Below are 25,850 nucleotides of genomic sequence, written 5' to 3'. Positions count from 1 at the left end.
TAACCTCCATCTTCTACACTTCCCACTTAAATACTGTTTTGAAAGCAGTATTTAGGTCTGTAGCAAAGACACGGTGAATGTCCTTGATTTCTCTCACAGGCTCTTCAACATAAAGGATATTCTTCAGACGATTCGCAAACTTTTTAACTTCCATCATTTGAATGGCCTTCTCAAAATCGACGCGTCCTGAACGAGATGAGCCTACTAATAACAATCCTTTTTCCAAAGCATCACGTGTATCGATATTAACCTTGTACTCACTCACTCCCATCATGAGAATCGTTCCCTGTGGACGAATATAGCGAATCAAGTCATTGATAGCTGGGCCTGTACCATCGCCACCGCAACACTCAAACCCATGATCAAAGGTCAAATCCTCTGGGATATTATCCGTGATGTAGCACTCTTTTGCAAAAGAGAAGAGCTCCAATTTTTCCCAATGGCGACCAATAACGATAATCTCTGCTTCCGGTAGTGTATAATTAATAATATTGGCAACCACAAAGGCCAAACTACCATCTCCAATAACAGCGATGCGCTCTCGCTTGCTATGAGCAAGATGCAGGAATCGATCCATAGCATGCATACCAACACTTACAAACTCGGTGATGGCAGCAACTGTGTCCTCAATGTCATTATAAGACACAACACGATCTTTTGGTAGAGAGACAAATTCTCTCATAAAGCCATCATAACCACTAGATAGGAAGTAGGTGCCCGTCATGTAGTTCTCGTAGAACTCCTTGTCACTCTGCATAGGCGGTTGATTTGGAATCATGACCACCTTTTGACCGACTTCATAAGTACCAGTTGGATCTGAGATAACAGTTCCACAAGACTCGTGAATCATAGCCATAGGAAGTTTTTTAGCCAATATCTTTGGATCACGCTTCCCTTGATAGTAACGTTGATCCGCATGACAAACCGCCATATAATTTGGACGAATCAGGATATGATTCTCCTGATCAATGTCCTCTTCTTGGTATTTTACATTGATAAACTTTGGTTTGGTCAGTTGATAAATTTGATTAATCATAGCCTTAGTCTTTCTCAATCATGCTTTTCGCGATTTTCAAGTCTGTCACAGTTGTGATTTTAAGGTTTGAATATTCCCCTTTAGCTAGGGCAACATCTTTCCCTTTGATAACAAAAATCTTACATGCATCCGTCAGGATTTCCTTTTCTTGGTCAGATAGGGAACCATACAAATCCATGAAATCCTTGCAACGGAATGTCTGAGGCGTTTGTCCTTGATAGAGGTGAGCACGATTTGGAATATCCGTGATAAACTGACCATTGGTACTTTCAACAATGGTATCAACTGCTTCTACTACTGTGTCAACCGCATCATGATTTTGCGCCAGTTTGATATTGTCCTGAATCATGCGAAGTGTGATAAAAGGACGAACAGAGTCGTGGGTAATCACAATATCTTCTGGAGTGATTGGACGATAGGCATCAATAGCTTCAATAATCTTCTCGATACTGGTATTGCGATCAGCACCACCCTTTGTAATGATGATACGATCCTTGTGGAGAGAAAGATACTTGTCAACTAGGTCCTCAGCGTGTGACACCCAATCTCCATGAACTCCAACTACAATTTTTTCAATACTTGGTTCTAAGACAAATTTTTCGATTGTGTGGATCAAAATAGGTCGATCACCCAACTCCAAGAATTGTTTTGGTAAATTACTGATTCCCATGCGTGTGCCAGTTCCTCCGGCTAGGATTCCTGCATAGATCATTTATATTCTCCTTTAGTTTATTCTAAAAAACTCATTACCATCTATTATATCATAATCTGCCTCCATCATGAAGAAAAGACAGAGCGTCATTTAGTCTAATCAACACACCATTAAAGGTAAAAAGTGAACAATGTGTTACTAAATCTGGAAAGACTATAACAAATTAAGAAATAAAATTAGGTTATCCTCTATATTTTCTGCTTAACGTTCGGTTAATATAGAGTTCTTTAGAATATAATAGAAACCTTAAAGAAAGCTTAAATGAAATTATTTGTTTAGCAAAGAATACTAGGTGTGCATAGTAAATTTCTTAAAAGTTGTTTGAGAGACTCATTATAAAAGGTCATATATCTCATGAATTAAACAAATAATAGACTTTTGCCCCTAAAATTGATAAAATAAAAAGAAAAATAATAGAAAAAAGGAAACTGTAAACCGCCATGATGAACATGCAAAACATGATGCGCCAAGCACAAAAACTTCAAAAACAAATGGAACAAAGCCAAGCAGAACTCGCTGCCATGGAATTTGTTGGAAAATCTGCTCAAGACCTTGTCCAAGCAACTTTGACTGGAGACAAAAAAGTTGTCAGCATTGACTTCAACCCAGCAGTTGTAGATCCAGAAGATCTCGAAACACTTTCAGATATGACTGCGCAAGCAATTAATGCTGCTCTTGAACAAATTGATGAAACGACTAAGAAGAAACTCGGTGCTTTCGCTGGAAAATTGCCTTTCTAATCCACAAAAAAAGAGAAACAGATGTTTCTCTTTTTTTATTAGAAGTCAAAGAATTCCATTGCTTTCTTTAAGAGTAATTCCGTATATTCCGGATCGTCTTGAGCCGTTGTGACTTGTGACTGGACCATTTCAAGATCATCAGTAATCATGCCATCTGCGCCGAGACGAACTGCTTTATCAAATGCCTCCGAACCATTTACGGTCCAAACATAGAGTCTCTGATCAGTTGCCCAGAGTTTATTGACAAAGTATTCATCCAAAGTCGAGTACTCCATAGTGTAACCCGTTGCCTTGGTTCTTGGGAAGATACTGTTATAGGGAAGAATAAAGTAAACTGGAATTTCAGAATCATAAGTCAACACTTTATCAATCACATGATAGTCTAGTGATTGCATCTGATGCCCATATTTCTTGATAGTCGCCCCATACTTTTCGAGGAAATGGTCCATCATTTGCGGACTATCTTTTTTACTGGTTTTAATCTCAATCAGCAATTTTTGGTTTAAAGCATTTGCACGCTCTAAATAGGCATCAAAGCTTGAAATCTTTGTTTGATAACCATTCTCGTAAATATCTGTATTTGTTAATTCATCCAGAGTCAAATCTTGCGGTGTAGCATTAATACCAGTTAAATTTTTGAGGTTGGCATCGTGCATCATCACGAACTGACCGTCTTTCGTTTCCTGCACATCCATTTCGATGAGATCTGGTTTTAGTTGAGCTGTTTTTTCTAAAGACTGCACAGTATTTTGAACACCGTTTTTATTGCTTACTCCTCTGTGCGAAATCACTAAAGGTGTATTGGTATCTGGAGATTCCAGATAAACGTAGCCTTCTATGGCAAAAATGATACTTGCACACCCCATGACACCCCATCTCATCAGATGATCTTTCTTTCGCCTTGGCATAATCTCCAACTCTTCTCCTGTCAGGAAGGAAACAAACTTCACTAGGAAATAAGTCAAGGTCATGTAATGGAAATTTTTAATCAAGACAAAATTAATCACACCGAGAATCAAAGATTCTTTTTGAGTTAAATTATCCATCACTGCTTGCGCAAAAAGCAAGGGAATTAACAAACCAAAGAAGAAGAGATACGTTTTAATGATAATGAGTAAAAGATGCCAAGAGAAGAAAAGAACATTTTTCTTTGTCTTTTTGAGACTATATTTCACACTCTCTCTTACGGTCTTTCTTTCAAAGAGAATCTTAGGCAGGGCAAACATAAATCGGACAGAGATGTAGAGAAAGATCCAAGCGGATGCTATGAGGATCAGTCCTACCAGCCAATGCTTACCTTCCCAATAATTCACAATAAAATCCGGGATAATAATTTTGTTGAGGTAATAGATTTTTAAAATCTTACGGATGAACGGGAAAAGCATAGCAATGTAAAAAAAGACAAAAGCCATCTTACAAAAGCTCAATCGCTTAACGAATAGAAAGCTCTGGCGAAATACTTTTCTACTGTACTCAATTAAAGTTCTCTTTTCATGATAGAGAAGGTGACGAGCTCCTATAAACAAAAGACAAATCTGGAAATAGGCAACCAGGAGATTGATTGCAATTAAGATGAGAAAGGCTAAACTGATAAAAGGCGAGCCTTGTATAATCGCCCAAAAGTTATTGTAGGAGATAAACAAGTAACCTGTTTGTCTCAGAAGGATGCCAGCAATCCATGAATTTAATGGTAGCCAGACAAACTCAACCATCATAAATATCAAGAAAAATAGAAATAAAATCTTATCTAGGTTATAGTATATCTTCCTAAAACCTAGCTTTTTAGGTTTTTCAGGTTTCATAGGCACTCCTAGTCTAAAAATTGGGATAAATCTAAGCCACCGAAAGGATTATTCATCGAAAAACTACTCTGGTCTTCTATTAATAGCTTTCCTTCATCCGATTCCAAAAAGGCTTCGTAAACACGCGCCGTCATGCGGGCATCCTCTAAACTGTTATGAGACTTCCCATGAAAGCCTAAAAAATTTGCAACAGTTTGTAATTTAAGATTGGCTATGCCGTGTAGGTCAGAACTACGGCGTTCAAAAGCCTCATCATATAGGTCGACCTTATACTGGTCACGATAATCAATACCATGCTCCAAAAGAATAGGCAAATCACTCTTAGCTGCATTGTATCCAACAATAGGTAAGTCGCCAACAAATGCTTGAAAGTCCTTTAAAACTTGTTCTACTTTTGGCGCATCTTTCAAGGTTTCAGCTGTAATTCCAGTCAAACCATTGATAAAACTCTTCAATGGTGCTGTAGTATGAACATAAGAGTCAAAAGCAGCACATTCTTGTCCATCTTGAAAGCGGACTGCCGATACTTGAATTAAATGGGTAACCCCCTCATGTTGATTGAATTCCAAATCAAAGGCGATATAATCTCTTAATTTTTCCATTATTTACCTCAGTTACTACCCAAACTAAACTATAAATAATAAAAGAAGCCATTAGGTTAGTGAGTAACCCAAACAGCTTCTTTATTTTCCTCCAAAAAGGCGAGCAAAAAAGCCTTTTTTGGTTGCTTGGACTTCTTCTTTTGCTTGGTCCAACTCGAGTTTCAAGGTTTCTTGATCCTTCATGGCTTGAAGAGTTAACTGTTGCTGTTGGTCCAACTGTTTGTCCTTTTCAGCAATCTGGCGGTCTTTGATACGCATCTGTTCATCTTTTTCTGATAACTGGCGGTCTTTTGCCTTGAGCTGCTCGTACAAGCGAAGAATTTCAGCGTTTTTCTCATCGACCAAGATTTCCATCAGTTCACGTTGTTTGACATCATCACTGACTGGTTCATCTTCAAAAATCGTTTTTTTGTAGATTTCTTCTAGCTTGATCAAGCCACTTCGAGTAACTACAGTTACACCTTTGTCATTTTTTTTCGTGTCCTCTTCTGGAAGTTCTTTGACACGATTGTTGATTGCTTGACGAGATAATCCTAAGACCTCTGCAATCTCACTGACGGTCATTTCAATACTCATAATATCCTCTGAAACGTTTTCTAGCTTTTCTTTATTTAAATCTTATCATAAGCTAGATAAACTGTCAAATTTCCGCTTAATCTAAAGCCTTTAAAAAGGCTAGTAAGACTTGGGCAGAACGACGTCCAGCTTCGATAATAAACTCATCAAAAGAGATAGAGGCTTCGTGATTGGCATTGTCACTCATGGCACGAATGACTAGGAACGGTAAATTAAGAGACTGAGCCGCTTGAGCAATGGCAGCTCCTTCCATTTCAACTGCTAAAACATCCGGAAAGTGGGTTTTGATACTAGCAATTTTATCATCTCCAGCTATAAAACTGTCTCCTGTAGCAATCAAGCCTAGGTGCCAGTTTTGGTCCAACTGAGATAAGTTTTCTTTAATCCTATCGATAAATTTCTTATCTGATTCAAAGTAAAGAGGTTGACCAGCCATTTGACCATAAACATAGCCAAAAGCAGTCACATCCACATCATGGTAAGCTAGTCTATCTGCAATCACGACATCACCAACAGCAATCCCTTCGGCAAGAGCACCTGCTGATCCTGTATTGATGATAGCTTCTACCTGAAAATGGTCAGCTAGAATAGCTACACTCATAGCCGACATGACCTTTCCAATCCCACTCTGAACTAGAACGACTTCTGTATTGCCAACAGAGCCAGTGTAGTAAGTATTTCCGAGGACTTGGACTTCTTGAGGTTTATCCAAATTCTGAGTCAAATATACGAGTTCTTCTGGCATGGCAGCAATGATTCCAATTTTCATTTCAAGTCCTTTCAATTACAAGAGTTTCATCGCTAAAATTAACAAAATCAAAAGTAGGATGACTGCAAACAAGATACGATTGAGTTTCGAATTAAAAACATTTCTCTTAGTGTTCTCAATGCGGCGACTCTTATGAATTGTTGGTTCTACTTCGATTGTTAAGGTATCTTGACTAAAACCGTGGTCTCTAGAACGTGAATAACCAAAATGTTGTGAAGACGTTGGTAGGATTTTTGTTTCCTCATCATCTTGAAGAGGTGGTCCTGAGATTTTCTCACCACGATTGGCACGTTCAATCATTTCGTCTGTTAATAAAGGTTTTCCCATGGGTTTCTCCTCTATTTCTTTTGTAGTTCCCAGTACTGAATCGCCATAATGGTCTTGGCATCACAGATATGACCTGACTGGATCAGGTTCTTGGCTTCCTCTAGACTTACCTCTAGGACTTCCAAGGTTTCATCATCATCTTGTGGGCGAGGATTTTCCACCTTGACCAAATCACTAGCGAGGTAGAGTTTTAGTTTTTCATTACAAAATCCGATCGCAGAATAGAAATCGTACAACAGTTCTAACTTACCAGTGTATGCAACTTCTTCTTCCAATTCACGAAGGGCCGCCGCCATTGGATCAGCATTTTCACCAAGTTCAAGTTTACCAGCAGGAATCTCATAAGAAACCGCCTCAATAGCCTTTCGGTATTGCTTAACGAGAACGATTTTGTCCTCGGCTGTCACAGCTAATACACAAACAGCTCCATTGTGAAAAATCAAGTCACGTTGGGCAGTCCCCTTTCCTTCTGGTAGTTCCACCTGGTCTTGTACTAGTTTGAAAATAGGACCTTGATAGATTTCCTTCCGACTAATCGTTTTTTCTTCAAATTCCATGACAAACTCCTACTGGTTCTTGGGATGATGAGGTAAGCGTGTTGCGTACTCATCTTTGTTGACTTGTCGTCCACGGCCGATAGCAATGGCATCAGCAGGAACATTCTTGGTAATGGTTGATCCCGCTCCAACCAGAGAATTATCCCCAAGTTCTACAGGAGCAATAATAGTTGAGTTTGATCCAACAAAGACATTATTGCCAATGACAGTTTTGTATTTATTTTTGCCATCGTAGTTGACTGTAATAGTTCCCGCACCAAAATTAACGTTGCTACCCACTTCACAGTTTCCTATGTAAGTCAAATGACCCGCCTTGGTATTTTCACCGATTGAAGATCCTTTTACTTCAACAAAATTTCCAATGTGAACTTGAGCAGCCAGACTTGAACCTGGACGAATATGGGCATAAGGACCAACAGTTACGCCGTCTGCTACCAAACTTTCCTCAATCATAGAGTTGGTAATCACAGCTCCAGATCCAACGGTACTATCTACGATATAAGTTCCATTTGTTAAAACAGTCTCCGCACCAATCTTCGTTTGACCTTTCAAGGTAACATTAGCTTCGATTTGGACTTCGGGAGCAATCTCAACATCAATGTCGATGTAAGTTGCTTCAGGATTGACAAAGCTAACACCATTAACCATGTGCTTTTGGTTGATACGGCGGCGCATCACTGCTTCCGCAGTGGCAAGAGCCACACGGTCGTTTACTCCAAGACTTTCATCAAAATCCTTGAGAGTATAGGCGCCAACCTTCTCACCTGCGTTACGGAAAATACCAATCACATCAGTAATATAGTATTCACCTTGGGCATTGTTGGTGTTGATGTTTTTAAGATCCTCAAAAAGACGTTCATTGTCAAATACATAAGTTCCTGTATTGATTTCCTTGATTTGTTTTTCAAAGTCTGTGGCATCTTTCTGCTCCACAATGCGAAGAACTTCTGCATTATCATTACGGACAATTCGACCGTATCCAAAAGGATTTGCCGCTTCAGCTGTCAAGATCGTCGCAACATTTTTGTGATTGATATGGAAATCCAAGAGGTTCTTCAAGCTTTCACCTGTGATCAGAGGAGTATCTCCAGCGATAACCAATGTGTGGCCTGTACGATTTTGGAGAATAGGCTCTGCCATCATGACAGCATGCCCAGTTCCTAATTGTTCTGATTGGGTAACAAAGTCTGTCTGACCAGCCAAGACTTGCTCAACTAGCTCTGCCTTGTGACCAACTACAGTAACTGTTTTTTCAGGTTGAATAGCACCAACACTACGAAAAACATGTTCCAACATCGAAATTCCAGCTACTTTATGAAGTACCTTTGGAAGATCTGATTTCATGCGAGTACCTTTACCCGCTGCTAAAATAATGGCATAATTTGACATAATCTTCTCTTTTCTCTAGAAATTCCCTTATATTATACCATAATTTAGTTTCTTAGGAGTAAACAAACAGAGAAATAGGGAGAAGACGCCCATTTATTCACTTTTTCCGATGTTTTCTTTGATTTTTTTATCTATTTACGTTAAACTATTTAGATATGAGAAAAAAGATTCATCCAGCTATTATTTTTACTTTATTTACTATATTTATAGCTATTTTGATCCTCAATAGACCAACTTATGAAGACCATCCCGTCAAGTCAAAACCAAATGCTGTCCAGGTTGAAAATCAGGCCTTGCATAATCTTGACAAACCTATTATTGATGTCTCTGGTTGGCAAAGACCTGAGGAAATCAACTACGATACCTTGTCTCAAAATATTTCAGGTGTTATTGTTCGCGTCCACAATGGAGCTCAACATACTGAAAAAAATGATGCCGCTTATGCCAATGGTATTGATAAAGCCTATAAAAGTCATATTACAGAATTTCAAAAGCGTAATGTCCCAGTTGGAGTCTATGCCTATCTAGCTAGCCCCAGCAAGGAAGAAATGGAAAAAGCCGCTGAAGTTTTCTATAATGCTGCTTCTCCTTACAACCCTAGTTACTATTGGTTAGACGTGGAAGAAAAAACAATGTCTGATATGAATGAAGGGGTTGAAGCCTTTCGTGCTAAACTGGAATCTTTAGGTGCTAAAAACATCGGCATCTATATTGGAGTTTACTTCATGCAAGAACACAGTATCAATACAGATAAGTTTACTGCTATTTGGATTCCTTCCTACGGGACAGACTCTGGTTACTTTGAAACAACACCCAATACCAGTTTAGACTATGACCTCCATCAGTATACTTCAAAAGGAAGAATTGCTGGATTTGAACATCATTTAGATATTAATCTTATTTCTACCTTGAAGGAAAAAGAAGAAACCTTTAGAAAACTATTTTTAAGACCATAAAACAAGTGAAAATCGTAACTTTTTCACTTGTTTTTTCATTTTTTTGCCGTCTGTGTTATAATTGATAGAATAGAGAAGAATTTTATGAAATTGAGGATTTTATGATGTTTTCATGGATTGCAAGAGTTATTAAGGGAATCATCATCGCCTTAGGATTTATCCTACCTGGAATTTCTGGTGGTGTTCTGGCAGCTATTTTGGGAATTTACGAGCGAATGATTTCTTTTCTGGCTCATCCCTTTAAAGATTTTAAAGCGAATGTCCTATACTTTATTCCAGTAGCAATTGGGATGTTGCTAGGCATTGGTTTGTTTTCTTATCCAATCGAGTATCTGCTAGCAAATTACCAAGTCTATGTTTTATGGAGTTTTGCTGGAGCTATCATCGGTACAGTGCCTAGCCTCCTTAAAGAATCTACTCGAGAATCTGATCGGGATAAGATTGACCTAGTCTGGTTCTGGACCACCTTTATCCTTTCAGGTGTCGGGCTCTACGCGCTAAATTTTGTTGTTGGTTCTCTCAGTGCTGGTTTCGCTAGTTTCATCTTAGCGGGGGCTCTTTTAGCTCTAGGTGTCTTGGTGCCAGGTTTAAGTCCGTCAAATCTACTCTTGATTTTAGGACTGTACGCTCCAATGCTCACTGGTTTTAAAACCTTTGATTTATTTGGAACCTTCCTTCCAATCGGTATTGGTGCAGGAGCAACTCTTATTATCTTTTCAAAATTAATGGACCATGCCTTAAACAACTACCACTCCTGTGTTTATCACTTTATTATTGGAATTGTGCTATCAAGCACCCTCTTGATTTTGATTCCAAATGCTGGAAGTGCTGAAAGTATCCAATACACTGGACTTTCTATCGTGAGTTATGTTCTCATCGCCTTCTTCTTTGCACTTGGCATTTGGCTTGGTATCTGGATGAGTCAATTGGAGGATAAGTATAAATAATGGCAAAGAAAGTGAAGATTAAGAAAACCTTGGTCGAACAAATCTTGACCAAGGCGGGTATTGACCATACTGGTATTCAGATCAACGCGCTTGAGGGTGAACTTCCTTCGGAATATGATCGAACACATATCTTTAAAACCTTGGCTCTGCTGGGTGATAAGACGGGACCAATCATCGGAATCGTTCCCATAACAGAACACCTCGCTGAGAAAAAACTAGCAAAGGTTTCTGGTAATAAAAAAGTGAGCATGATTCCACAAAAAGACCTAGAAAAAACGACAGGCTATATTCATGGGGCTAATAACCCCGTCGGCATTCGCCAAAAACATAATTATCCTATTTTTATTGATCAGACTGCTTTGGATTTAGACCAAATGATTGTCTCTGCTGGAGAAGTCGGGCACAGTATCATCATCCGACCTCAAGACTTAGCCACCTTTGTAAAAGCAGACTTTGCTGATATCTTGGAGGAAAACAACTGATGAAACTCTATTTTGTCCGTCATGGTCGGACTGTCTGGAATCTTGAAGGACGTTTTCAAGGTGCTAGCGGCGACTCTCCCCTTCTTTCAGAGTCCATTGACATCCTAAAACAACTTGGGCAGTATCTCAATGAAATTCATTTTGATACGATTTATTCTAGTGATTTACCCAGAGCAGTTAAGTCTGCTGAAATTATCCAAAGTCAACTCCAGTCCCCTTGTCCTTTAAAGAGCATTCCTGACCTACGTGAATGGCAACTTGGCAAACTAGAGGGATTAAAAATCGCTACGCTTAATGCCATCTACCCAGAACAAATAAAGGCCTTTCGCTCTAATCTAGCTCAGTTTGATACGAGGATGTTTGAAGCCGAATCTCTCTACTCTACGACTCAGCGAACCATTCAGTTTATCAAATCTCTGAAAGAAAGTCCGGCTGAAAACATTCTGATCGTTGGTCATGGGGCAAATCTCACTGCTAGCCTACGCACTCTCTTAGGCTATAAAGAGGCTCACCTTCGCAAAGATGGAGGCTTGGCCAATGCTAGTCTGACAGTTTTAGAGACCGATGATTTTGAAATCTTCACTCTGGAAAGATGGAATGACACTTCCTATCAAAGAAAATAATGGAACTTGATCTTAATAGTCAAGTTCTTTTTAGTTTTCAAAGAATATCCGTGAATTTCTCTGCTATTTATGATAAAATGGGAGTATCGCAAAAAATGACTCATCGTATCAAATTTTGAGTAAAATTAGGAGGAACCCATGTCTACAGAACATATGGAAGAACTAAATGACCAGCAGATCGTTCGCCGTGAAAAAATGGCTGCGCTCCGTGAACAAGGAATCGATCCCTTCGGAAAACGTTTTGAACGTACTGCTAACTCACAAGAGCTTAAAGACAAATTTGCAGAACTTGATAAAGAACAATTACATGAATTAAATGAAACTGCTACTATCGCTGGACGCTTAGTAACCAAACGTGGAAAAGGAAAAGTTGGCTTTGCCCATCTTCAAGACCGAGAAGGTCAAATCCAGATCTACGTTCGTAAAGATGAAGTTGGTGAAGAAAACTACGAAATCTTCAAAAAAGCTGACCTTGGTGACTTCCTTGGTGTCGAAGGTGAAGTCATGCGTACGGATATGGGAGAGCTCTCTATCAAGGCCACACACATCACACACTTGTCTAAAGCACTTCGCCCGCTTCCTGAGAAATTCCACGGTTTGACTGACGTTGAAACAATTTATCGTAAACGTTACCTTGACTTGATTTCTAACCGTGAAAGCTTTGAGCGCTTTGTCACTCGTTCAAAAATCATCTCTGAAATCCGTCGTTATCTAGATCAAAAAGGTTTCCTTGAAGTGGAAACACCTGTTCTTCACAATGAAGCTGGTGGTGCTGCTGCTCGTCCATTTATCACTCACCACAATGCCCAAAACATTGACATGGTGCTTCGTATCGCGACTGAGCTTCACTTGAAACGCCTTATCGTTGGTGGTATGGAACGTGTCTATGAAATTGGCCGTATCTTCCGTAACGAAGGAATGGACGCCACTCACAACCCTGAGTTCACTTCTATCGAGGTTTACCAAGCTTATGCAGACTTCCAAGATATCATGGATTTGACCGAAGGCATTATCCAACACGCTGCTAAAGCAGTTAAGGGCGATGGTCCAGTAAACTATCAAGGAACTGAAATCAAAATCAACGAACCATTCAAACGCGTTCACATGGTGGATGCCATCAAAGAAATTACTGGTGTAGACTTCTGGCAAGACATGACTTTCGAAGAAGCTAAAGCTATCGCTGCTGAGAAGAAAATTCCAGTTGAGAAACATTACACTGAAGTTGGTCACATTATCAACGCCTTCTTTGAAGAGTTCGTTGAAGAAACCTTGATTCAACCAACCTTTGTCTACGGTCATCCAGTAGCTGTCTCTCCACTCGCTAAGAAGAACCCTGAAGACGAACGCTTTACTGACCGCTTTGAGCTTTTCATTATGACCAAGGAATACGGTAACGCCTTTACTGAGTTGAACGACCCAATCGACCAGCTTAGCCGTTTCGAAGCTCAAGCCAAAGCTAAAGAACTTGGTGATGATGAAGCAACAGGTATCGATTACGACTACATCGAGGCTCTTGAATACGGTATGCCACCAACAGGTGGTTTGGGTATCGGTATCGACCGTCTCTGCATGCTCCTCACTGATACAACTACTATCCGTGATGTATTGCTCTTCCCAACAATGAAATAAGCTCTTATCCTCTGGTACTTTCCAGAGGATTTTTCGATGCAAAAAGAGACTGAGGAAAAACTCAATCTCTTTTCTTATTCTTGATTTTTAACTTGACTGGTGGCTACATCTTCCCCAAACCACTTCTGACTGATTTCCTGAAATTTTCCTTCTTGGTATAGTGAGATAAAGGCTTGATTCAGAGCATCTAGCAAAGTTTTATCAGCAGGTCTAACACCCACTGCAAAAGCTTCACTTTCAAATCCAGCTGAAAAGACATTGTAGTCATTTAATATTCCTTCAGACTGGAGATAATAATTGGCATATACCCGGTCAATCACAAGGGCATCAATCCGATCATTTTTCAAATCAATCAAGGCTTCATTGAAACTTTGGTATTGATTGGCCTTCTGATCTTTCACTCGATTCTTGAGTAGTTCGGGTTGTCCTTCAAAATTCAAATAGCCAGAAGATCCTGCCTGGGCCCCTAAAACTTTGTCAGTCATATCCTGAACTGAGTGGATATTTTGAGACTTTTTAGAGACCAAAACTTGTTGATTTTCCATGTAAGGAATGGTAAAAGCAACCTTCTCTTTCCGTTCATCTGTAGCTGTATAGCCATTCCAGATGGCATCAATGGTACCATTTTGTAGCTCGGTTTCTTTCATATCCCAGTCGATGGGTTGAAATTTAATCTGAATTCCTAGCTTTTCAGAAACAGCTTGGGCCAGGTCAATATCAAAGCCTGCATACTGGCCATTCTTTTCCTCAAATCCCATGGGAACAAAGGTATTGTCAAAGCCAATGGTAATGCTTCCCTGTTTTTGATATTTGGCCCAATTATCCTGATTTGGATCACTTGCCTTTTGAGTACAAGCCGTCAGGAAGAAGCTAAAGAACAGAGCAAGTACAAGGGCAATTTTCTTTCTCTTCATAGGCACCTCCTAGTCCTACTTTGGATCAACCTTAAGGATCTGATCAGCAATGTTTTCCGCAAACTGAAGATCGTGGGTCACAACAATCTGAGTCATCCCACGCTCTTTATTTTGAAGGATAAGTTTTTCTACTTCTAATCGCAATTCTGGGTCTAAGGCTGATGTAGGCTCATCATATCCAATAATTTCTGGGTTAATCATCATAGCACGTGCTAAGGCCACCCGTTGTTTTTGCCCACCTGAAAGTGAGAATGGAAAGGCATCTGCATGTCCAGCTAACCCAAGTTGTTCTAACAAACCACGCGCCTTCTTCTCAGCAACTTCCTTCTCCATGCTCATTGTTTTTATAGGCGACAAGGTTAAGTTATCTAGAACTGACAAATGCGGAAAGAGTTGAAAATCTTGGAAAACAAATCCCAGAAGATTGCGCTTTTCTAGTTCGTCTATAGCTAGCGATTCGCCGTTATAGTAGATTTCCCCCGAATCGATGGTTTCCAGTCCAGCTAGCATACGTAATAGGGTTGTCTTTCCGCCTCCTGATGGACCTACGATTGCAAGGATTTGCTTTTCAGGAATTGATAGGCTGAAATTGGTTAAGATTTGTTTGCCACCAAAGGCCTTGTTAATGTTTCGTAATTCTAACATAGCAATCCTCCTATCTGTAATAACTGTACTTCTTCTCAAGTCTTTTCGCTACAATGGTTACAAGACCAATCATGATTAAATAAATCGCTCCAGCTAAAAACATAGGAACAAGACTGGCATCTCGATTGGCTGCTGTCCGACTTGCCAAAATCAAATCTGAAATCCCAAGGGCATAAACCAATGAAGTATCCTTGACCAAACTCATAATTTCATTAAAGACGCTCGGTAAGACAATCTTTGTAACCTGAGGAAGAATGATATATCGCACTGTGTCAAAAGGACTAAACTTCAAGACCTTAGCAGCCTCATATTGACCTTTAGGAATGGTTTCAATCCCACCACGAAATATTTCAGCAAAGTAGGCTGCATAGTTCAATACAAAAGCGATCACAGCAGCAGGCAAACGATCTAAACGTATCCCAATGCTAGGAAGAACATAGTAAATAAAGATTAATTGCAAGAGCAAGGGAGTCCCTCGCATCACCCAAATATAAAGGTCAATCAGATAATGGAGGGGTTTCCAGCGGACTTGTAAAGCAAAAGCAACGACAATACCTAAAGGAATTGAAAAGATCAAGACCAGAGCAAAGACTTGAAGTGTCATACTTGCACCGTTCAATAAACTTGGTAATATCTCAAACATATAAGACATACTGCACCTCCTAAAAATTATTGTTCCTATTATAGCATAAATAAACAATTTAGCAAGAGTTTTTGTAAAAAAATTCTATAATTCTTGAACTATACACCTTTATCTAAGAAATAAGAGCGAAATATCATCTTACAGAATTCGAAGAATTATAAGGATTCTAGACGAGAATATAGGTTTAACTTCTAATTCTGAGAGAACAATAATCAAGTTTTTTTATCAAATATCTATAAAGATTTCAATGATATAAAACTCTATTTACTCTCATTCACTTCATACCTCTAGAGATATAAAAAAGAACCACTTTATAAGAATAGTATCATTTCTACTATCCATACAAGTGGCTCTTTGATGATGCCATAGCAAAGGCATTAAGATTTTTCAACTAGATTATTTAACTTTTTTGAAACGGAATAAGAGAATGGAACCAAATGCAAGTACTACTCCTACAACAGTAAGCAACACAGTCATTTCAGATGTACCAGTATTTGGTAGTTCTTTATTTTCTTCTGGTTGTTTAGGTTTGTTATCTGAAGAACCCGGAGTCTCAGCAACATAAGTATTTGTGATGGTTGGATTATTACCTGTAACTGTTGCTACAAGTTGACCTTGACCATTGTCTACAACTTTTACTGTTACTGTATAAGCATTTTTATCATAAGTTACACCAGCTTCACCACCATCTTTTTCAGTGATCGTGTAGGTATGAGTTCCTGCAGTAGTGTATTCAATCGCTGGGAAAGCAACTGTTCCGTCTGCAGCATTCTTAGCTGTAGATACAAGTTTGTCGCCTTCTTTCAATTCAAATTCATATTTATCTGCCTCAAGAGTTTTACCATTTAGGACTTTCTTAGCAGTAATTGAAGTTGTTGCAGATTTAGCAGAATACGAATTTACAAAAACTTTATTGTCATATTTAACACTTGCAAACTTCTCACCATAAACATCTGTTACAGTAACTTCTGCGTTAATAGTCTTATCATCATAAGCAAAACCTAGTTTTTGATCATTAACTTCTTTGATCTGATACTTATAAGTACCCACTGTAGAGAATTTAACGGCTTTAAATTTCACTTTGCCATCTTTATCATTCTTAACAGTTTCAACAACTGATCCGTTTGGATCAAGTAGTTGGAAGCTAAATTCTTCAGCAGCTAAGTCTTTTCCTTTTAACTTCTTAGAAACCTCAAATGAAACTTCTGTAGAACGTGAACCTGAACTAATACCTTCAGTTGTGGTTAATGGTGCAAAACCTTCTACATCAAAGTTTTCAGTCGAAGTCGTAATTTTAACGTTATTGAAAGCTTTCTTTGTTGTATTATCAACTGGTGCGGTGATACGAGTCTTATAAACTACATACAAACCTTGATTGGTTAGATCACCATTACCATTTGGAGTAATAGTGAAGTGATTAGAATCTTGAACAACAATGTGACTTGGATTCAAAAGAGGATGATGCTCATCTTTACCCCATTCAGTAAAGTAGTAACCTGTAATCTCACTAGCTAATACTTGTCCTTCAGGGATTGTATCTTGAATCGAAACACCTTCATAAGGATTGGCATATTTGTTTACGCGAATATACCAATTAATATAATTTGGATCGTTCGTATCTTGAACTCCCCATTTAGTGAATCCTGTTAGATCCTCATCTGGAACAATACGAGTCAAATTGTATACTCCTGCTCCAGGAATGTCGATTGGATACGATTTATTGAGTTCAACATTATCAGCCCATACAACTGTAAATAAGGCCGAAATTTGTTTCTCTTCAGGTAAGTTAGCAAAATAATCTTCGTTACTTACCGTTACAGTCGCTGTATTTGCAGACTTATTTGTCGTTAATTCAGCAACCTTAGTGACTCCATCGTTACCAAAGATTTCAGTAGTTGAATCTGATTCAATTTTGAATTCATTTGGAACTTTATAAACCATAAAGTCACCATTCTTCAACGTTGTTGAGTTGTCGAATTTGTAAGTGGTTTGAAGGTAAAATTTCCCTTCACCATACTCTGCACCGTCAACTAACTTATTATTGTTAATTGTCGGTACTGTCGTTAGCGTATAGCTACTAGATGGTAGTTCAGCAGCTTTAACCACATTGCTAGTTCTTAGTACTGGGATAAATACTGAAGCTACTAACAATAGCGCCATGAATGCATGAGAAAGTTTTTTATTAATCTTTTTCACAACATTTGCCTCCTTTATTTTTGGGGATAGATTCCCCTATTTATTATTATATATTCTTATATAAATTTGTCAAGTATTTCATAGTAGTTCGATGTTCAAATCATACCTTTAAACTCTTATTTTATAGGGTGTAGCAGGCTTTCATCGTTCAAAACTTCATCTAAATTGGCTATAAGAAATTCTAACATTTATATTATATTAGTAAAAAAGAAAAGACCTCTGAGGTCTTTCAAATCATTCATTTAAAGTCATTCGTTTCTGTTAATAAAATTTTACAAAAAATAGAAATAATTAAAGTGTCTCTAAGAGTTCTTGCATCTGAACATCATCTGGAATGAGTTTTAAATAAGCTTCAGCTTGCACTTTAGCTTCTTCAAAATACCCCAATTCACGTAGGAGATAAGTATACTGCTCCAGAAATTCAGGATTATCCTTAAGGTCAGACGATAGTTCCCGATAGAGCTCATAGGCCTTATCTAAATCCTCGATTTCCTGGTAAGAACGGGCAATCATCCACTTGGTAAGGAGATTTTCAGGTTCTTGACTTTGGAGAGCGATAATGTCCTCAAACCGTTCTTGTTCCATATAAATGGTTGCAAGGCGAAGGAAAATTTCTTCTGTATCCTCTGCATCTTCTTTGGCAGTAAGGAGAAACTGCTCAGCACCACTAGGATCATGCAATTCATACGAAAACTGTGAAGCAGCTAGTAAGAGCCGAGTTTCAAATGGATTTTTCTCCAAACCTTGTTTAACGATACGAAGGGCCTCTTCCACCTGATGTTCCTTGTGCAAAGCTTGACTGTAGCCATATTCATATCCTTCAAAATCAGGTGAAATAGTATCAATCTGCTTAAAGTAAAGAACAGATTTTTGATACTCTTCTTGGTCAAAGTAAAGACTAGCCAGTTCAAAGGCAGTTTGGTCATCGTATTCTAATTCTAAAGCTTTTTCTAAGAATTCAGTTGCAGCTTCAAACTTACCTAACTGGGCATAAGCATAGCCAATTCGCTGATAGGTTGAGACACCCGTTTGCTCATAGATGGAGCGATTGTCTAATTGAGCATAGCCCTGAATAGCTTCCTGATAATTCCCTAACTCGCTATCCAACTCAGCCAAACCAAAAACTAATAAGGAATCGTCTGAGTAGTTTAAGGCTTCCAGTAACTTTTCACGCGCTACATCTGTCAATCCTTCCAATTGATAGAGGTCAGCCTTCAAGGCCAAGGCCGACACGTACCAGTCACTTTCGGGTGTGATTTCCTCAAGGTAAGCAAAGGCTTCCTCAAGATTGCCATCCTCACTAGCAATGCTTGCTAAATTCAGATTCACTTCTGGGAATTCTGTAACGATATGTTGGTAAATTTCTTTTGCTTGAGGATAAAAACCAATTCCCTCTAGATAACTTGCTAGTTCATAAAGAACTTCACTTGAATCTGTTTCGAGGGCTTTGTGAAAATACTGATCCGCTTTGGTTAAATCCTGTTCATCCAAAGCCTGGAGCATGCGTTGACTATTGTTCACTCTTGATTTCCTCCCCTTCTTCTTCATACAGACCGCTGACTTTTTTATACCAGTTAAAGATAGCTGAGATAACAACCTTGGCAGAAGCGTAGACAGGAATTCCCAGCAAGACTCCCCAAATACCAAACATAGAACCTGAAGTTAGGAGAACAAACAGGACATTGATCGGATGGATGTTTAGCTGACTACCTAAAATAAGTGGAGAAACGAAGCGACCTTCAATCGTTTGTTCAACAATAAAGACAACGATTACTTTCAAAAGCATCACAGGTCCTGCTATTAAACCTAAAACAAGGGCAGGTAGCATAGCGAGGAAACTACCTAGATAAGGGACTAGATTTAGAATACCAGCGGTAATACCAAGAGTCACAGCATATCTGAGACCAATAATCTTAAAGAAGATAATAAACATAATTGCCACGATAATAGCAACTGTAACCTGCCCTCTAACATAGTTTGACAACTGTTTATTAACATCTGACAAAACTTGTCCGACAGGTTCTTTTAACTTGTTTGGGATGAATTTAGTTAGGTAATCCCGTAAGCCTTTCCCATCTCTCAAAAGATAAAAGAGCATGAAGGGTACGATAATAACCGCTACAATGACCTGGGAAACGCTACTGATAAAGGCGCTAACCCAGTTAACAGCTTGAGAAGAGATTTTGCTGGCCCACATGGTCGCCTCACTAGAAACATTGGAAAGAACCTGCTCCAACTGTGGTCTAAAATCATCTGGCAAGCGTTTGGTTACAAGGTCATTGATCACCTTATCAGCATCTTCCAGGTATGTCGGCACATTCTTCGCAAAATTTAAGACTTGACGTTGCAGATTAGGAATTGCGACTGCCAATCCCCAAATGATAAAGAGTCCGATAATGACAAAAACAATACTAATGGCAAGAACACGATTGATCTTGTGCTTCTCCATCCAGTCCACAATCGGATTGAGGAGGTAATAAAGTAAACCAGATAAAATAACTGGCAACATGACAACCCCTAAAAAGTCCAATACCGGTAAAAAGATAAAACTAATCTTACTTAGAATAAAAATGTTTAGCCCCAGTAACAAGGTTACTAAAAATACAGTGATGGCTTTATTATCTAAAAACCACTTAAAAAACCAAGATAGGCTAAAATGTTTCTCTTTATGTTCCATAAATACATCCTTTCTGTCATTCTCTCATTATACCATTTTTAGACTAAAATAACTCTTTTTTAAAGTGCTTACATGGATGAATCTGATGCTTCATGACTGCCATTTTGTGGTATAATGAACTTATCATTATTAAGAGGTATGGACATGAAAGAAACTGTTTATTTTGGAACTTACACTCGTCGCTTATCTAAAGGGATTTACAAGGCAGATTTTGATACAGAAACAGGCCAGCTTGCAGATCTTGAACTCTTTGCTGCTGAACCAAGTCCGACCTACCTTGCCTTTGACCAACAGCAACACATATACACCGTAGGAAGCCAGGATGGCTTAGGTGGAATCGCTGCATACAAGACAGATGGCGCTTTGCTAAATCATGTGGTTGAAGAAGGCGCTCCCCATTGCTATGTGGCAGTGGATGAAAAACGTGGTCTCGTATACGGAGCTAACTACCACAAAGGCCAAGTTCTAGTTTATAAGCGCCAAACGGATGGTAGCCTCATCCAAACGGATCTAGATCAGCATAGAGGACAAGGCCCTCATGAAAACCAAACTTCTCCACATGTACACTTTACAGATCTAACACCTGACCAGTATCTCGTCACCTGTGATCTAGGTACAGATGAAGTAACGACCTACGATGTTAGTCCAGAAGGAAAACTAAGTAAGCTCCACACTTATCACGGCCAAGCTGGAGCAGGTGCTCGCCACATCGTTTTCCACCACCACTATAAGATTGCCTATCTCATCTGCGAACTTAATAGCACTATAGAGGTCTTGATTTATGATGGGGTCGGTGAATTTGAACGCATGCAAGTCATTTCAACCTTACCAGATGGATACGAAGGCTTCAATGCTACTGCTGCCATTCGTCTTTCAAAAGATGGCAAATACCTCTATGCATCTAACCGAGGTCATGATTCCATTGCAGTCTATACAATCCTCGCTGATGGTAGCTTGGAATTATTAGAGATTGTACCAAGTCATGGTAAAAATCCACGTGATTTCGACCTAACTCCTGATCAAGAGTTTCTCATTGCTGTTCATCAAGATTCTGATAACGCAACCGTCTTTAAACGCAATCCTAAAAGTGGTCGTCTTGCAGAACTTTCTAACGACTTTCATGTCCCTGAAGCAGTCTGCATCAACTTCCCACATTAAAAAAAATGAACTTGAGTTTCAAGTTCATTTTTTTATAGTCTATTTCCGACATTGATACGGTTGATAGCACGTTGCAATGCGATTTTTGCACGACGCTCTTGGTCAATCAAATGCTTGTCATGGGCTTCTTCGATTTCTCGTTCAGCGCGAAGTTTTGCACGTTCAGCACGACTGATATCGATATCACGAGCACGTTCTGCTGAGTCTGCTACAATAGTAATGATGTCATTGGCAATCTCGATAATTCCTCCGTTCACTGCAATCCAGTTCACATGAGTATCATCATCGATACGTTTTACCTTCACTTCATCAACCGCTAAAACCGCAATCATATTTTCATGTCGTGGCAAGATCCCCATCTCACCATCCAGAGTTCGTACCGATACAAAGCTGGCATGGTGATCATAGACGAGGCCATCTGGTGTCACGATCTGGACAGTTAAATGAGCCATAGATCACCTCTTAAAATCCCATTTTTTCTGCCTTAGCAATGACGTCTTCGATTGAACCGACACCACGGAAGGCATCTTCTGGTAACTGGTCATGTTTTCCTTCAAGGATTTCCTTAAAGCCACGAACTGTTTCCGCTACTGGCACATAAGAACCAGGTTGACCAGTAAATTGTTCTGCAACGTTAAAGTTTTGAGACAAGAAGAACTGGATACGACGGGCACGTGCAACCAAAGTCTTTTCTTCATCAGAAAGTTCATCCATACCAAGGATAGCAATGATATCTTGCAATTCATGGTAACGTTGAAGGACACGTTTAACCTCAGCAGCAACTGCGTAGTGCTCCTCACCAACAATCTCAGGTGCCAAGGCGCGTGAGCTTGAAGCTAGAGGGTCAACGGCCGGGTAGATACCCAACTGTACCAACTTACGTTCCAAGTTTGTTGTTGAATCCAAGTGAGCGAAAGCTGTTGCTGGCGCAGGGTCAGTGTAGTCATCCGCTGGCACATAGATAGCCTGGATAGAGGTTACAGAACCCTTCTTAGTTGATGTGATACGTTCTTGCAATTGACCCATTTCCGTAGCAAGTGTTGGTTGGTAACCAACGGCTGAAGGCATCCGACCCAAAAGGGCAGATACTTCTGAACCAGCTTGAGTGAAACGGAAGATATTGTCGATAAAGAGAAGCACATCTTGGCCTTCTACATCACGGAAGTATTCAGCAATTGTCAAACCAGTAAGAGCAACACGCATACGTGCTCCAGGTGGTTCATTCATCTGACCAAATACCATGGCTGTTTTCTCGATAACGCCTGATTCTTTCATTTCCCAGTAGAGGTCGTTCCCCTCACGGGTACGTTCCCCAACACCAGTAAATACGGAAATCCCACCGTGTTCTTGGGCAATATTGTGAATCAATTCTTGGATCAATACGGTTTTACCAACTCCGGCACCACCGAAGAGTCCGACTTTCCCCCCTTTAAGGTATGGGGCAAGAAGGTCGATAACCTTAATCCCAGTTTCAAGAATTTCAGAAGAGGTAGACAACTCATCAAAAGTCGGAGCTTTTTTATGAATTGGCTGACGCTCAGCGTCTTCAGCAAAAGGAGCATCCAAGTCAATGGTATCTCCCAAAACATTGAAGACACGTCCCAAAGTTTCTTTACCTACTGGAACAGAGATTGGACGGCCTGTGTCCAAAACTTCCATTCCACGAGTCAAACCATCTGTTGATTCCATGGCGATCGTACGGACCATACCATCTCCCAACTCCAAGGCTACTTCAAGGACGATTTTTGTTTTTCTTTCGTCATTCTTGTAGACGACAAGTGCATTGTTAATCTCAGGAAGTGTTTCCCCTGCTGCAAACAAGACGTCTACAACGGGTCCAATAACCTGAGCAATTTTACCTGAACTCATCTCCTTCTCCTATTCTATATAAGATACTGTCGGTTCCTAGCTCAACTAGGTCCTAATACTCTTCGAAAATCAAATTCAAACCACGTCAGCGTCGCCTTACCGTACTCAAGTACAGTCTACAGCTAGCTTCCTAGTTTGCTCTTTGATTTTCATTGAGTATAAGTTCATTTTCATACGAGCTGGACTAAAGCCTTATTCTAAGGCACTAGCCCCCGCTACGATTTCTGTAATTTCTTGTGTAATCGCCGCCTGTCTGGCACGGTTATACTGGATTGTCAAATCATTGATAACTTTCTTGGCATTATCAGTCGCCGTTTGCATAGCTGTCATACCTGCAGCATTTTCAGCTGTCTTGGCATCGATAATAGCCCCGTAAATCATACTTTCGGCATACTGTGGCAACAACTGCTCTAGAATCTCATCACGGCTCGTTTCCAACTCAAAGGTTAAGCTATACTCCTCATCTGCTTCATTTGGATCGAGGTCAACAATCGGAAGCATTTGCTCCACACGCATTTGGCTGGTAAGCGTATTGACGTGGTGATTATAGCAAACATAAAGTTCATCAAAGAGTTCATTTTGGTACATCTCAATCGTTTTTGAAATAATTTTACGAACTTCATCAAAACTTGGTTGGTCGGCCAAGCCCCGCAATTCATAGATTGGTTGAATGCCACGAGCCTTAAAGAAATCAGCCCCCATACCACCAATACAGATAACTTCAAAGTCATCACCATTTGGATGATATTCTTCTTTCAGCTCCATCACAGCTTTAAGGATGGAAGCATTATAACCTCCAACCAAGCCACGGTCTGAAGTAATAACGATATAGCCTGTTTTCTTAACTGGACGACTAATGAGCATTGGATTGGTAGAGCCACCAGATCCGTTACCATGTAGAATATCCGTCAAAAGCTTACGAACCTTCTGAGCATAAACTTGAAAATTGCGTGCTGCTTCTTCAGAGCGACCTAACTTGGCAGCCGATACCATTTGCATGGCATTAGTGATTTGACTAGTATTTTTTGTTGAGGCGATTTTTGTTTTAATATCATTTAGAGATACTGCCATCTGACACCTCTATTCTTATTGGAAGCTGGATTGATTGAGAAACTCTGTAATCGCAGCATCCAAGACTGCTTCTTCTGGCAAGTCTTTTGTTTCACGAATGGTTTCCAAAATCTCTGGATGTTGTGCATCAAAGAAGGCATGGAACTCTTCCTCAAAACGAACAATGTCATTTACAGGAACTGTATCCAAGAATCCGTGTGTCAAAGCATACAGGATCGTCACTTGTTTCTCAACAGGCAAAGGCTTGTGAACAGGTTGTTTCAATACTTCTACCGTACGACGACCACGATTCAACTTAGCTTGAGTAGCCGCATCCAAGTCCGAACCGAACTTAGTGAAGGCTTCTAACTCACGGTATGAAGCAAGGTCGATACGAAGAGTACCAGCAACCTTCTTCATGGCTTTAATCTGAGCAGAACCACCTACACGAGATACAGATGAACCCGCATCAATAGCTGGGCGAATACCTGCGTTAAAGAGTCCATCTCCAAGGAAGATTTGTCCGTCAGTGATAGAAATCACGTTGGTTGCGATATAGGCAGAGATATCTCCTGCTTGCGTCTCAATAAATGGTAGGGCTGTGATTGATCCACCACCAAGCTCGTCAGAAACTTTGGCTGAGCGCTCAAGCAAACGGCTGTGAAGGTAGAAGACATCCCCTGGGAAGGCCTCACGACCTGGTGGACGACGGAGCAAGAGAGAAAGTTCACGATAAGCTACCGCTTGTTTAGATAGGTCATCATAAACGATCAAAACATGCTTGCCTTGGTACATGAATTCTTCTGCCATAGCGACCCCTGCATATGGAGCAAGGAAGAGTAATGGAGAAGGTTGTGAAGCTGAGGCTGTCACAACGATTGTGTAATCCAAGGCACCGTACTGACGAAGTGTTTCTACTTGTGTACGAACTGTTGATTCTTTTTGTCCAATCGCTACATAGATACATATCATATCTTGCCCTTTTTGGTTCAAGATGGTATCGATTGCAATGGTTGTTTTCCCTGTCTGACGGTCACCAATGATCAGCTCACGCTGACCACGACCAATCGGTACAAGGGCGTCAATAGCTTTCAAACCTGTTTGCAATGGTTCTGATACAGACTTACGCTCCATAACACCAGGAGCTGGTGCTTCTACTGGACGAGTCTTGTCAGTATGGATTTCTCCGAGACCATCAACGGGACGACCAAGTGGATCCACAACACGTCCAATCAAGTTATCACCGACAGGAACTTCCATGATTTTACCCGTGCGACGGATAGTGTCTCCTTCACGGATATCCGTGAAGTCACCGAGAATGATGATCCCAACGTCTGTTGATTCCAAGTTTTGCGCCATACCATAAGAGCCGTTTTCAAAAATCAAGAGCTCTCCACTCATGGCATTTTCAAGGCCGTGGGCACGCGCAATACCGTCCCCGATATAGGTTACAACACCAGTTTCAGTCACATCAAAAATGGGTTTGAAATTTTCAATTTGTTGCTTAATTAAAGCGCTGATTTCTTGTGCGTTAATTGCCAAAAGAACACC

At 39.9% G+C, this 25,850-nt stretch carries 26 protein-coding genes; 7 read left to right on the top strand and 19 right to left on the bottom strand.

Annotated features, from left to right (window positions below; translation table 11 throughout):
• Positions 1-13: 13 nt before the first annotated feature.
• Together B7717_RS07825 and B7717_RS07820 are read right to left on the bottom strand one after the other, a co-directional pair.
• Positions 14-1,036, bottom strand: coding sequence for a ribitol-5-phosphate dehydrogenase (locus tag B7717_RS07825; RefSeq protein WP_084944495.1), 1,023 nt, complete (start codon positions 1,034-1,036; stop codon positions 14-16).
• A 4-nt stretch (positions 1,037-1,040) separates the two neighbouring features.
• Positions 1,041-1,748, bottom strand: coding sequence for an IspD/TarI family cytidylyltransferase (locus tag B7717_RS07820; RefSeq protein ID WP_000638514.1), 708 nt, complete (start codon positions 1,746-1,748; stop codon positions 1,041-1,043).
• A 440-nt stretch (positions 1,749-2,188) separates the two neighbouring features.
• Between B7717_RS07820 and B7717_RS07815 the strand changes: the two genes are divergently transcribed.
• Entirely contained in the window at positions 2,189-2,488 is a 300-nt protein-coding gene (locus tag B7717_RS07815) for a YbaB/EbfC family nucleoid-associated protein (protein WP_000981515.1), read from the top strand.
• A gap of 38 nt (positions 2,489-2,526) precedes the next feature.
• Here B7717_RS07815 and B7717_RS07810 read toward each other — a convergent pair whose 3' ends face one another.
• The 7 genes from B7717_RS07810 to glmU form a co-directional block, all read right to left on the bottom strand.
• On the bottom strand, positions 2,527-4,290 hold the full coding sequence (locus B7717_RS07810; RefSeq protein ID WP_084944494.1) for a glycerophosphoryl diester phosphodiesterase membrane domain-containing protein: 1,764 nt from the start codon (positions 4,288-4,290) through the stop codon (positions 2,527-2,529).
• Positions 4,291-4,298: 8 nt separating this feature from the next.
• On the bottom strand, positions 4,299-4,892 hold the full coding sequence (locus tag B7717_RS07805) for a 3'-5' exonuclease (protein ID WP_000413624.1): 594 nt from the start codon (positions 4,890-4,892) through the stop codon (positions 4,299-4,301).
• 81 nt (positions 4,893-4,973) lie between these two features.
• Complete coding sequence (gene rocS / locus B7717_RS07800; RefSeq protein WP_000021252.1) at positions 4,974-5,468, bottom strand: chromosome segregation protein RocS; 495 nt, start codon at positions 5,466-5,468, stop codon at positions 4,974-4,976.
• Positions 5,469-5,544: 76 nt separating this feature from the next.
• Positions 5,545-6,237, bottom strand: a complete 693-nt coding sequence (locus B7717_RS07795; RefSeq protein WP_049478026.1) for a 5'-methylthioadenosine/adenosylhomocysteine nucleosidase — start codon at positions 6,235-6,237, stop codon at positions 5,545-5,547.
• Between the two features lie 15 nt (positions 6,238-6,252).
• Complete coding sequence (gene macP, locus B7717_RS07790) at positions 6,253-6,564, bottom strand: cell wall synthase accessory phosphoprotein MacP (protein ID WP_000517872.1); 312 nt, start codon at positions 6,562-6,564, stop codon at positions 6,253-6,255.
• Positions 6,565-6,575: 11 nt separating this feature from the next.
• Complete coding sequence (locus tag B7717_RS07785) at positions 6,576-7,121, bottom strand: NUDIX hydrolase (RefSeq protein ID WP_000393797.1); 546 nt, start codon at positions 7,119-7,121, stop codon at positions 6,576-6,578.
• Between the two features lie 9 nt (positions 7,122-7,130).
• On the bottom strand, positions 7,131-8,510 hold the full coding sequence (glmU, locus tag B7717_RS07780) for a bifunctional UDP-N-acetylglucosamine diphosphorylase/glucosamine-1-phosphate N-acetyltransferase GlmU (protein WP_084944493.1): 1,380 nt from the start codon (positions 8,508-8,510) through the stop codon (positions 7,131-7,133).
• 155 nt (positions 8,511-8,665) lie between these two features.
• Between glmU and B7717_RS07775 the strand changes: the two genes are divergently transcribed.
• From B7717_RS07775 to lysS, 5 genes are all read left to right on the top strand, one after another.
• Entirely contained in the window at positions 8,666-9,466 is an 801-nt protein-coding gene (locus B7717_RS07775; protein ID WP_001227574.1) for a glycoside hydrolase family 25 protein, read from the top strand.
• A 104-nt stretch (positions 9,467-9,570) separates the two neighbouring features.
• Positions 9,571-10,413, top strand: coding sequence for a DUF368 domain-containing protein (locus B7717_RS07770; RefSeq protein ID WP_084944705.1), 843 nt, complete (start codon positions 9,571-9,573; stop codon positions 10,411-10,413).
• The gene (locus tag B7717_RS07765; RefSeq protein WP_084944492.1) at positions 10,413-10,895 is read left to right on the top strand and encodes an aminoacyl-tRNA deacylase; all 483 of its coding nucleotides are present in this window, start codon (positions 10,413-10,415) and stop codon (positions 10,893-10,895) included. The genes B7717_RS07770 and B7717_RS07765 overlap by 1 nt, the downstream gene beginning before the upstream one ends.
• A complete protein-coding gene (locus B7717_RS07760; protein WP_084921913.1) occupies positions 10,895-11,518 on the top strand; it encodes a histidine phosphatase family protein in 624 nt (207 codons plus the stop codon). The genes B7717_RS07765 and B7717_RS07760 overlap by 1 nt, the downstream gene beginning before the upstream one ends.
• A gap of 138 nt (positions 11,519-11,656) precedes the next feature.
• Complete coding sequence (lysS, locus tag B7717_RS07755) at positions 11,657-13,147, top strand: lysine--tRNA ligase (protein WP_084944491.1); 1,491 nt, start codon at positions 11,657-11,659, stop codon at positions 13,145-13,147.
• Positions 13,148-13,221: 74 nt separating this feature from the next.
• On the opposite strand, the gene B7717_RS07750 is transcribed toward lysS, so the two are convergent.
• The 6 genes from B7717_RS07750 to B7717_RS07725 all read right to left on the bottom strand — a co-directional run bounded on the left by B7717_RS07750 (position 13,222) and on the right by B7717_RS07725 (position 20,222).
• A complete protein-coding gene (locus B7717_RS07750; protein ID WP_084944490.1) occupies positions 13,222-14,061 on the bottom strand; it encodes an amino acid ABC transporter substrate-binding protein in 840 nt (279 codons plus the stop codon).
• A gap of 15 nt (positions 14,062-14,076) precedes the next feature.
• Positions 14,077-14,706: an amino acid ABC transporter ATP-binding protein gene (locus tag B7717_RS07745; RefSeq protein WP_000891744.1), complete on the bottom strand. Its 630-nt coding sequence runs from the start codon at positions 14,704-14,706 to the stop codon at positions 14,077-14,079.
• 10 nt (positions 14,707-14,716) lie between these two features.
• Positions 14,717-15,358: an amino acid ABC transporter permease gene (locus B7717_RS07740; protein ID WP_049484404.1), complete on the bottom strand. Its 642-nt coding sequence runs from the start codon at positions 15,356-15,358 to the stop codon at positions 14,717-14,719.
• A gap of 387 nt (positions 15,359-15,745) precedes the next feature.
• Positions 15,746-17,545: a Spy0128 family protein gene (locus B7717_RS07735; protein ID WP_084944489.1), complete on the bottom strand. Its 1,800-nt coding sequence runs from the start codon at positions 17,543-17,545 to the stop codon at positions 15,746-15,748.
• 291 nt (positions 17,546-17,836) lie between these two features.
• Positions 17,837-19,066 (bottom strand): tetratricopeptide repeat protein, encoded by a 1,230-nt coding sequence (locus tag B7717_RS07730; protein WP_162287144.1) that lies wholly within the window; start codon positions 19,064-19,066, stop codon positions 17,837-17,839.
• Complete coding sequence (locus tag B7717_RS07725) at positions 19,056-20,222, bottom strand: AI-2E family transporter (protein ID WP_084944488.1); 1,167 nt, start codon at positions 20,220-20,222, stop codon at positions 19,056-19,058. The genes B7717_RS07730 and B7717_RS07725 overlap by 11 nt, the downstream gene beginning before the upstream one ends.
• Before the next feature lie 144 nt (positions 20,223-20,366).
• Between B7717_RS07725 and B7717_RS07720 the strand changes: the two genes are divergently transcribed.
• Positions 20,367-21,380 (top strand): lactonase family protein, encoded by a 1,014-nt coding sequence (locus B7717_RS07720; RefSeq protein WP_000665595.1) that lies wholly within the window; start codon positions 20,367-20,369, stop codon positions 21,378-21,380.
• 32 nt (positions 21,381-21,412) lie between these two features.
• Here B7717_RS07720 and B7717_RS07715 read toward each other — a convergent pair whose 3' ends face one another.
• From B7717_RS07715 to atpA, 4 genes are all read right to left on the bottom strand, one after another.
• Positions 21,413-21,832, bottom strand: a complete 420-nt coding sequence (locus tag B7717_RS07715) for a F0F1 ATP synthase subunit epsilon (RefSeq protein ID WP_000940836.1) — start codon at positions 21,830-21,832, stop codon at positions 21,413-21,415.
• Between the two features lie 10 nt (positions 21,833-21,842).
• On the bottom strand, positions 21,843-23,249 hold the full coding sequence (atpD, locus tag B7717_RS07710) for a F0F1 ATP synthase subunit beta (RefSeq protein WP_000094372.1): 1,407 nt from the start codon (positions 23,247-23,249) through the stop codon (positions 21,843-21,845).
• 192 nt (positions 23,250-23,441) lie between these two features.
• Positions 23,442-24,320: a F0F1 ATP synthase subunit gamma gene (locus tag B7717_RS07705; RefSeq protein WP_000301234.1), complete on the bottom strand. Its 879-nt coding sequence runs from the start codon at positions 24,318-24,320 to the stop codon at positions 23,442-23,444.
• Between the two features lie 15 nt (positions 24,321-24,335).
• Positions 24,336-25,841, bottom strand: coding sequence for a F0F1 ATP synthase subunit alpha (gene atpA / locus B7717_RS07700; protein ID WP_000996615.1), 1,506 nt, complete (start codon positions 25,839-25,841; stop codon positions 24,336-24,338).
• Between the last annotated feature and the right edge of the window lie 9 nt (positions 25,842-25,850).

It is taken from the genome of Streptococcus oralis subsp. oralis, assembly GCF_002096495.1.
Classification (GTDB): domain Bacteria; phylum Bacillota; class Bacilli; order Lactobacillales; family Streptococcaceae; genus Streptococcus; species Streptococcus oralis_CU.
Note: the sequence above shows the minus strand (reverse complement) of the source record. Positions and strands in the feature narration are given on the sequence as shown.

Bases quoted from the DNA above. Each gene is read 5' to 3' on its own strand.
- B7717_RS07825 (WP_084944495.1), bottom strand. From the start codon at position 1,036: ATGATTAATCAAATTTATCAACTGACCAAACCAAAGTTTATCAATGTA.
- B7717_RS07820 (WP_000638514.1), bottom strand. From the start codon at position 1,748: ATGATCTATGCAGGAATCCTAGCCGGAGGAACTGGCACACGCATGGGA.
- B7717_RS07815 (WP_000981515.1), top strand. From the start codon at position 2,189: ATGATGAACATGCAAAACATGATGCGCCAAGCACAAAAACTTCAAAAA.
- B7717_RS07810 (WP_084944494.1), bottom strand. From the start codon at position 4,290: ATGAAACCTGAAAAACCTAAAAAGCTAGGTTTTAGGAAGATATACTAT.
- B7717_RS07805 (WP_000413624.1), bottom strand. From the start codon at position 4,892: ATGGAAAAATTAAGAGATTATATCGCCTTTGATTTGGAATTCAATCAA.
- rocS (WP_000021252.1), bottom strand. From the start codon at position 5,468: ATGAGTATTGAAATGACCGTCAGTGAGATTGCAGAGGTCTTAGGATTA.
- B7717_RS07795 (WP_049478026.1), bottom strand. From the start codon at position 6,237: ATGAAAATTGGAATCATTGCTGCCATGCCAGAAGAACTCGTATATTTG.
- macP (WP_000517872.1), bottom strand. From the start codon at position 6,564: ATGGGAAAACCTTTATTAACAGACGAAATGATTGAACGTGCCAATCGT.
- B7717_RS07785 (WP_000393797.1), bottom strand. From the start codon at position 7,121: ATGGAATTTGAAGAAAAAACGATTAGTCGGAAGGAAATCTATCAAGGT.
- glmU (WP_084944493.1), bottom strand. From the start codon at position 8,510: ATGTCAAATTATGCCATTATTTTAGCAGCGGGTAAAGGTACTCGCATG.
- B7717_RS07775 (WP_001227574.1), top strand. From the start codon at position 8,666: ATGAGAAAAAAGATTCATCCAGCTATTATTTTTACTTTATTTACTATA.
- B7717_RS07770 (WP_084944705.1), top strand. From the start codon at position 9,571: ATGTTTTCATGGATTGCAAGAGTTATTAAGGGAATCATCATCGCCTTA.
- B7717_RS07765 (WP_084944492.1), top strand. From the start codon at position 10,413: ATGGCAAAGAAAGTGAAGATTAAGAAAACCTTGGTCGAACAAATCTTG.
- B7717_RS07760 (WP_084921913.1), top strand. From the start codon at position 10,895: ATGAAACTCTATTTTGTCCGTCATGGTCGGACTGTCTGGAATCTTGAA.
- lysS (WP_084944491.1), top strand. From the start codon at position 11,657: ATGTCTACAGAACATATGGAAGAACTAAATGACCAGCAGATCGTTCGC.
- B7717_RS07750 (WP_084944490.1), bottom strand. From the start codon at position 14,061: ATGAAGAGAAAGAAAATTGCCCTTGTACTTGCTCTGTTCTTTAGCTTC.
- B7717_RS07745 (WP_000891744.1), bottom strand. From the start codon at position 14,706: ATGTTAGAATTACGAAACATTAACAAGGCCTTTGGTGGCAAACAAATC.
- B7717_RS07740 (WP_049484404.1), bottom strand. From the start codon at position 15,358: ATGTCTTATATGTTTGAGATATTACCAAGTTTATTGAACGGTGCAAGT.
- B7717_RS07725 (WP_084944488.1), bottom strand. From the start codon at position 20,222: ATGGAACATAAAGAGAAACATTTTAGCCTATCTTGGTTTTTTAAGTGG.
- B7717_RS07720 (WP_000665595.1), top strand. From the start codon at position 20,367: ATGAAAGAAACTGTTTATTTTGGAACTTACACTCGTCGCTTATCTAAA.
- B7717_RS07715 (WP_000940836.1), bottom strand. From the start codon at position 21,832: ATGGCTCATTTAACTGTCCAGATCGTGACACCAGATGGCCTCGTCTAT.
- atpD (WP_000094372.1), bottom strand. From the start codon at position 23,249: ATGAGTTCAGGTAAAATTGCTCAGGTTATTGGACCCGTTGTAGACGTC.
- B7717_RS07705 (WP_000301234.1), bottom strand. From the start codon at position 24,320: ATGGCAGTATCTCTAAATGATATTAAAACAAAAATCGCCTCAACAAAA.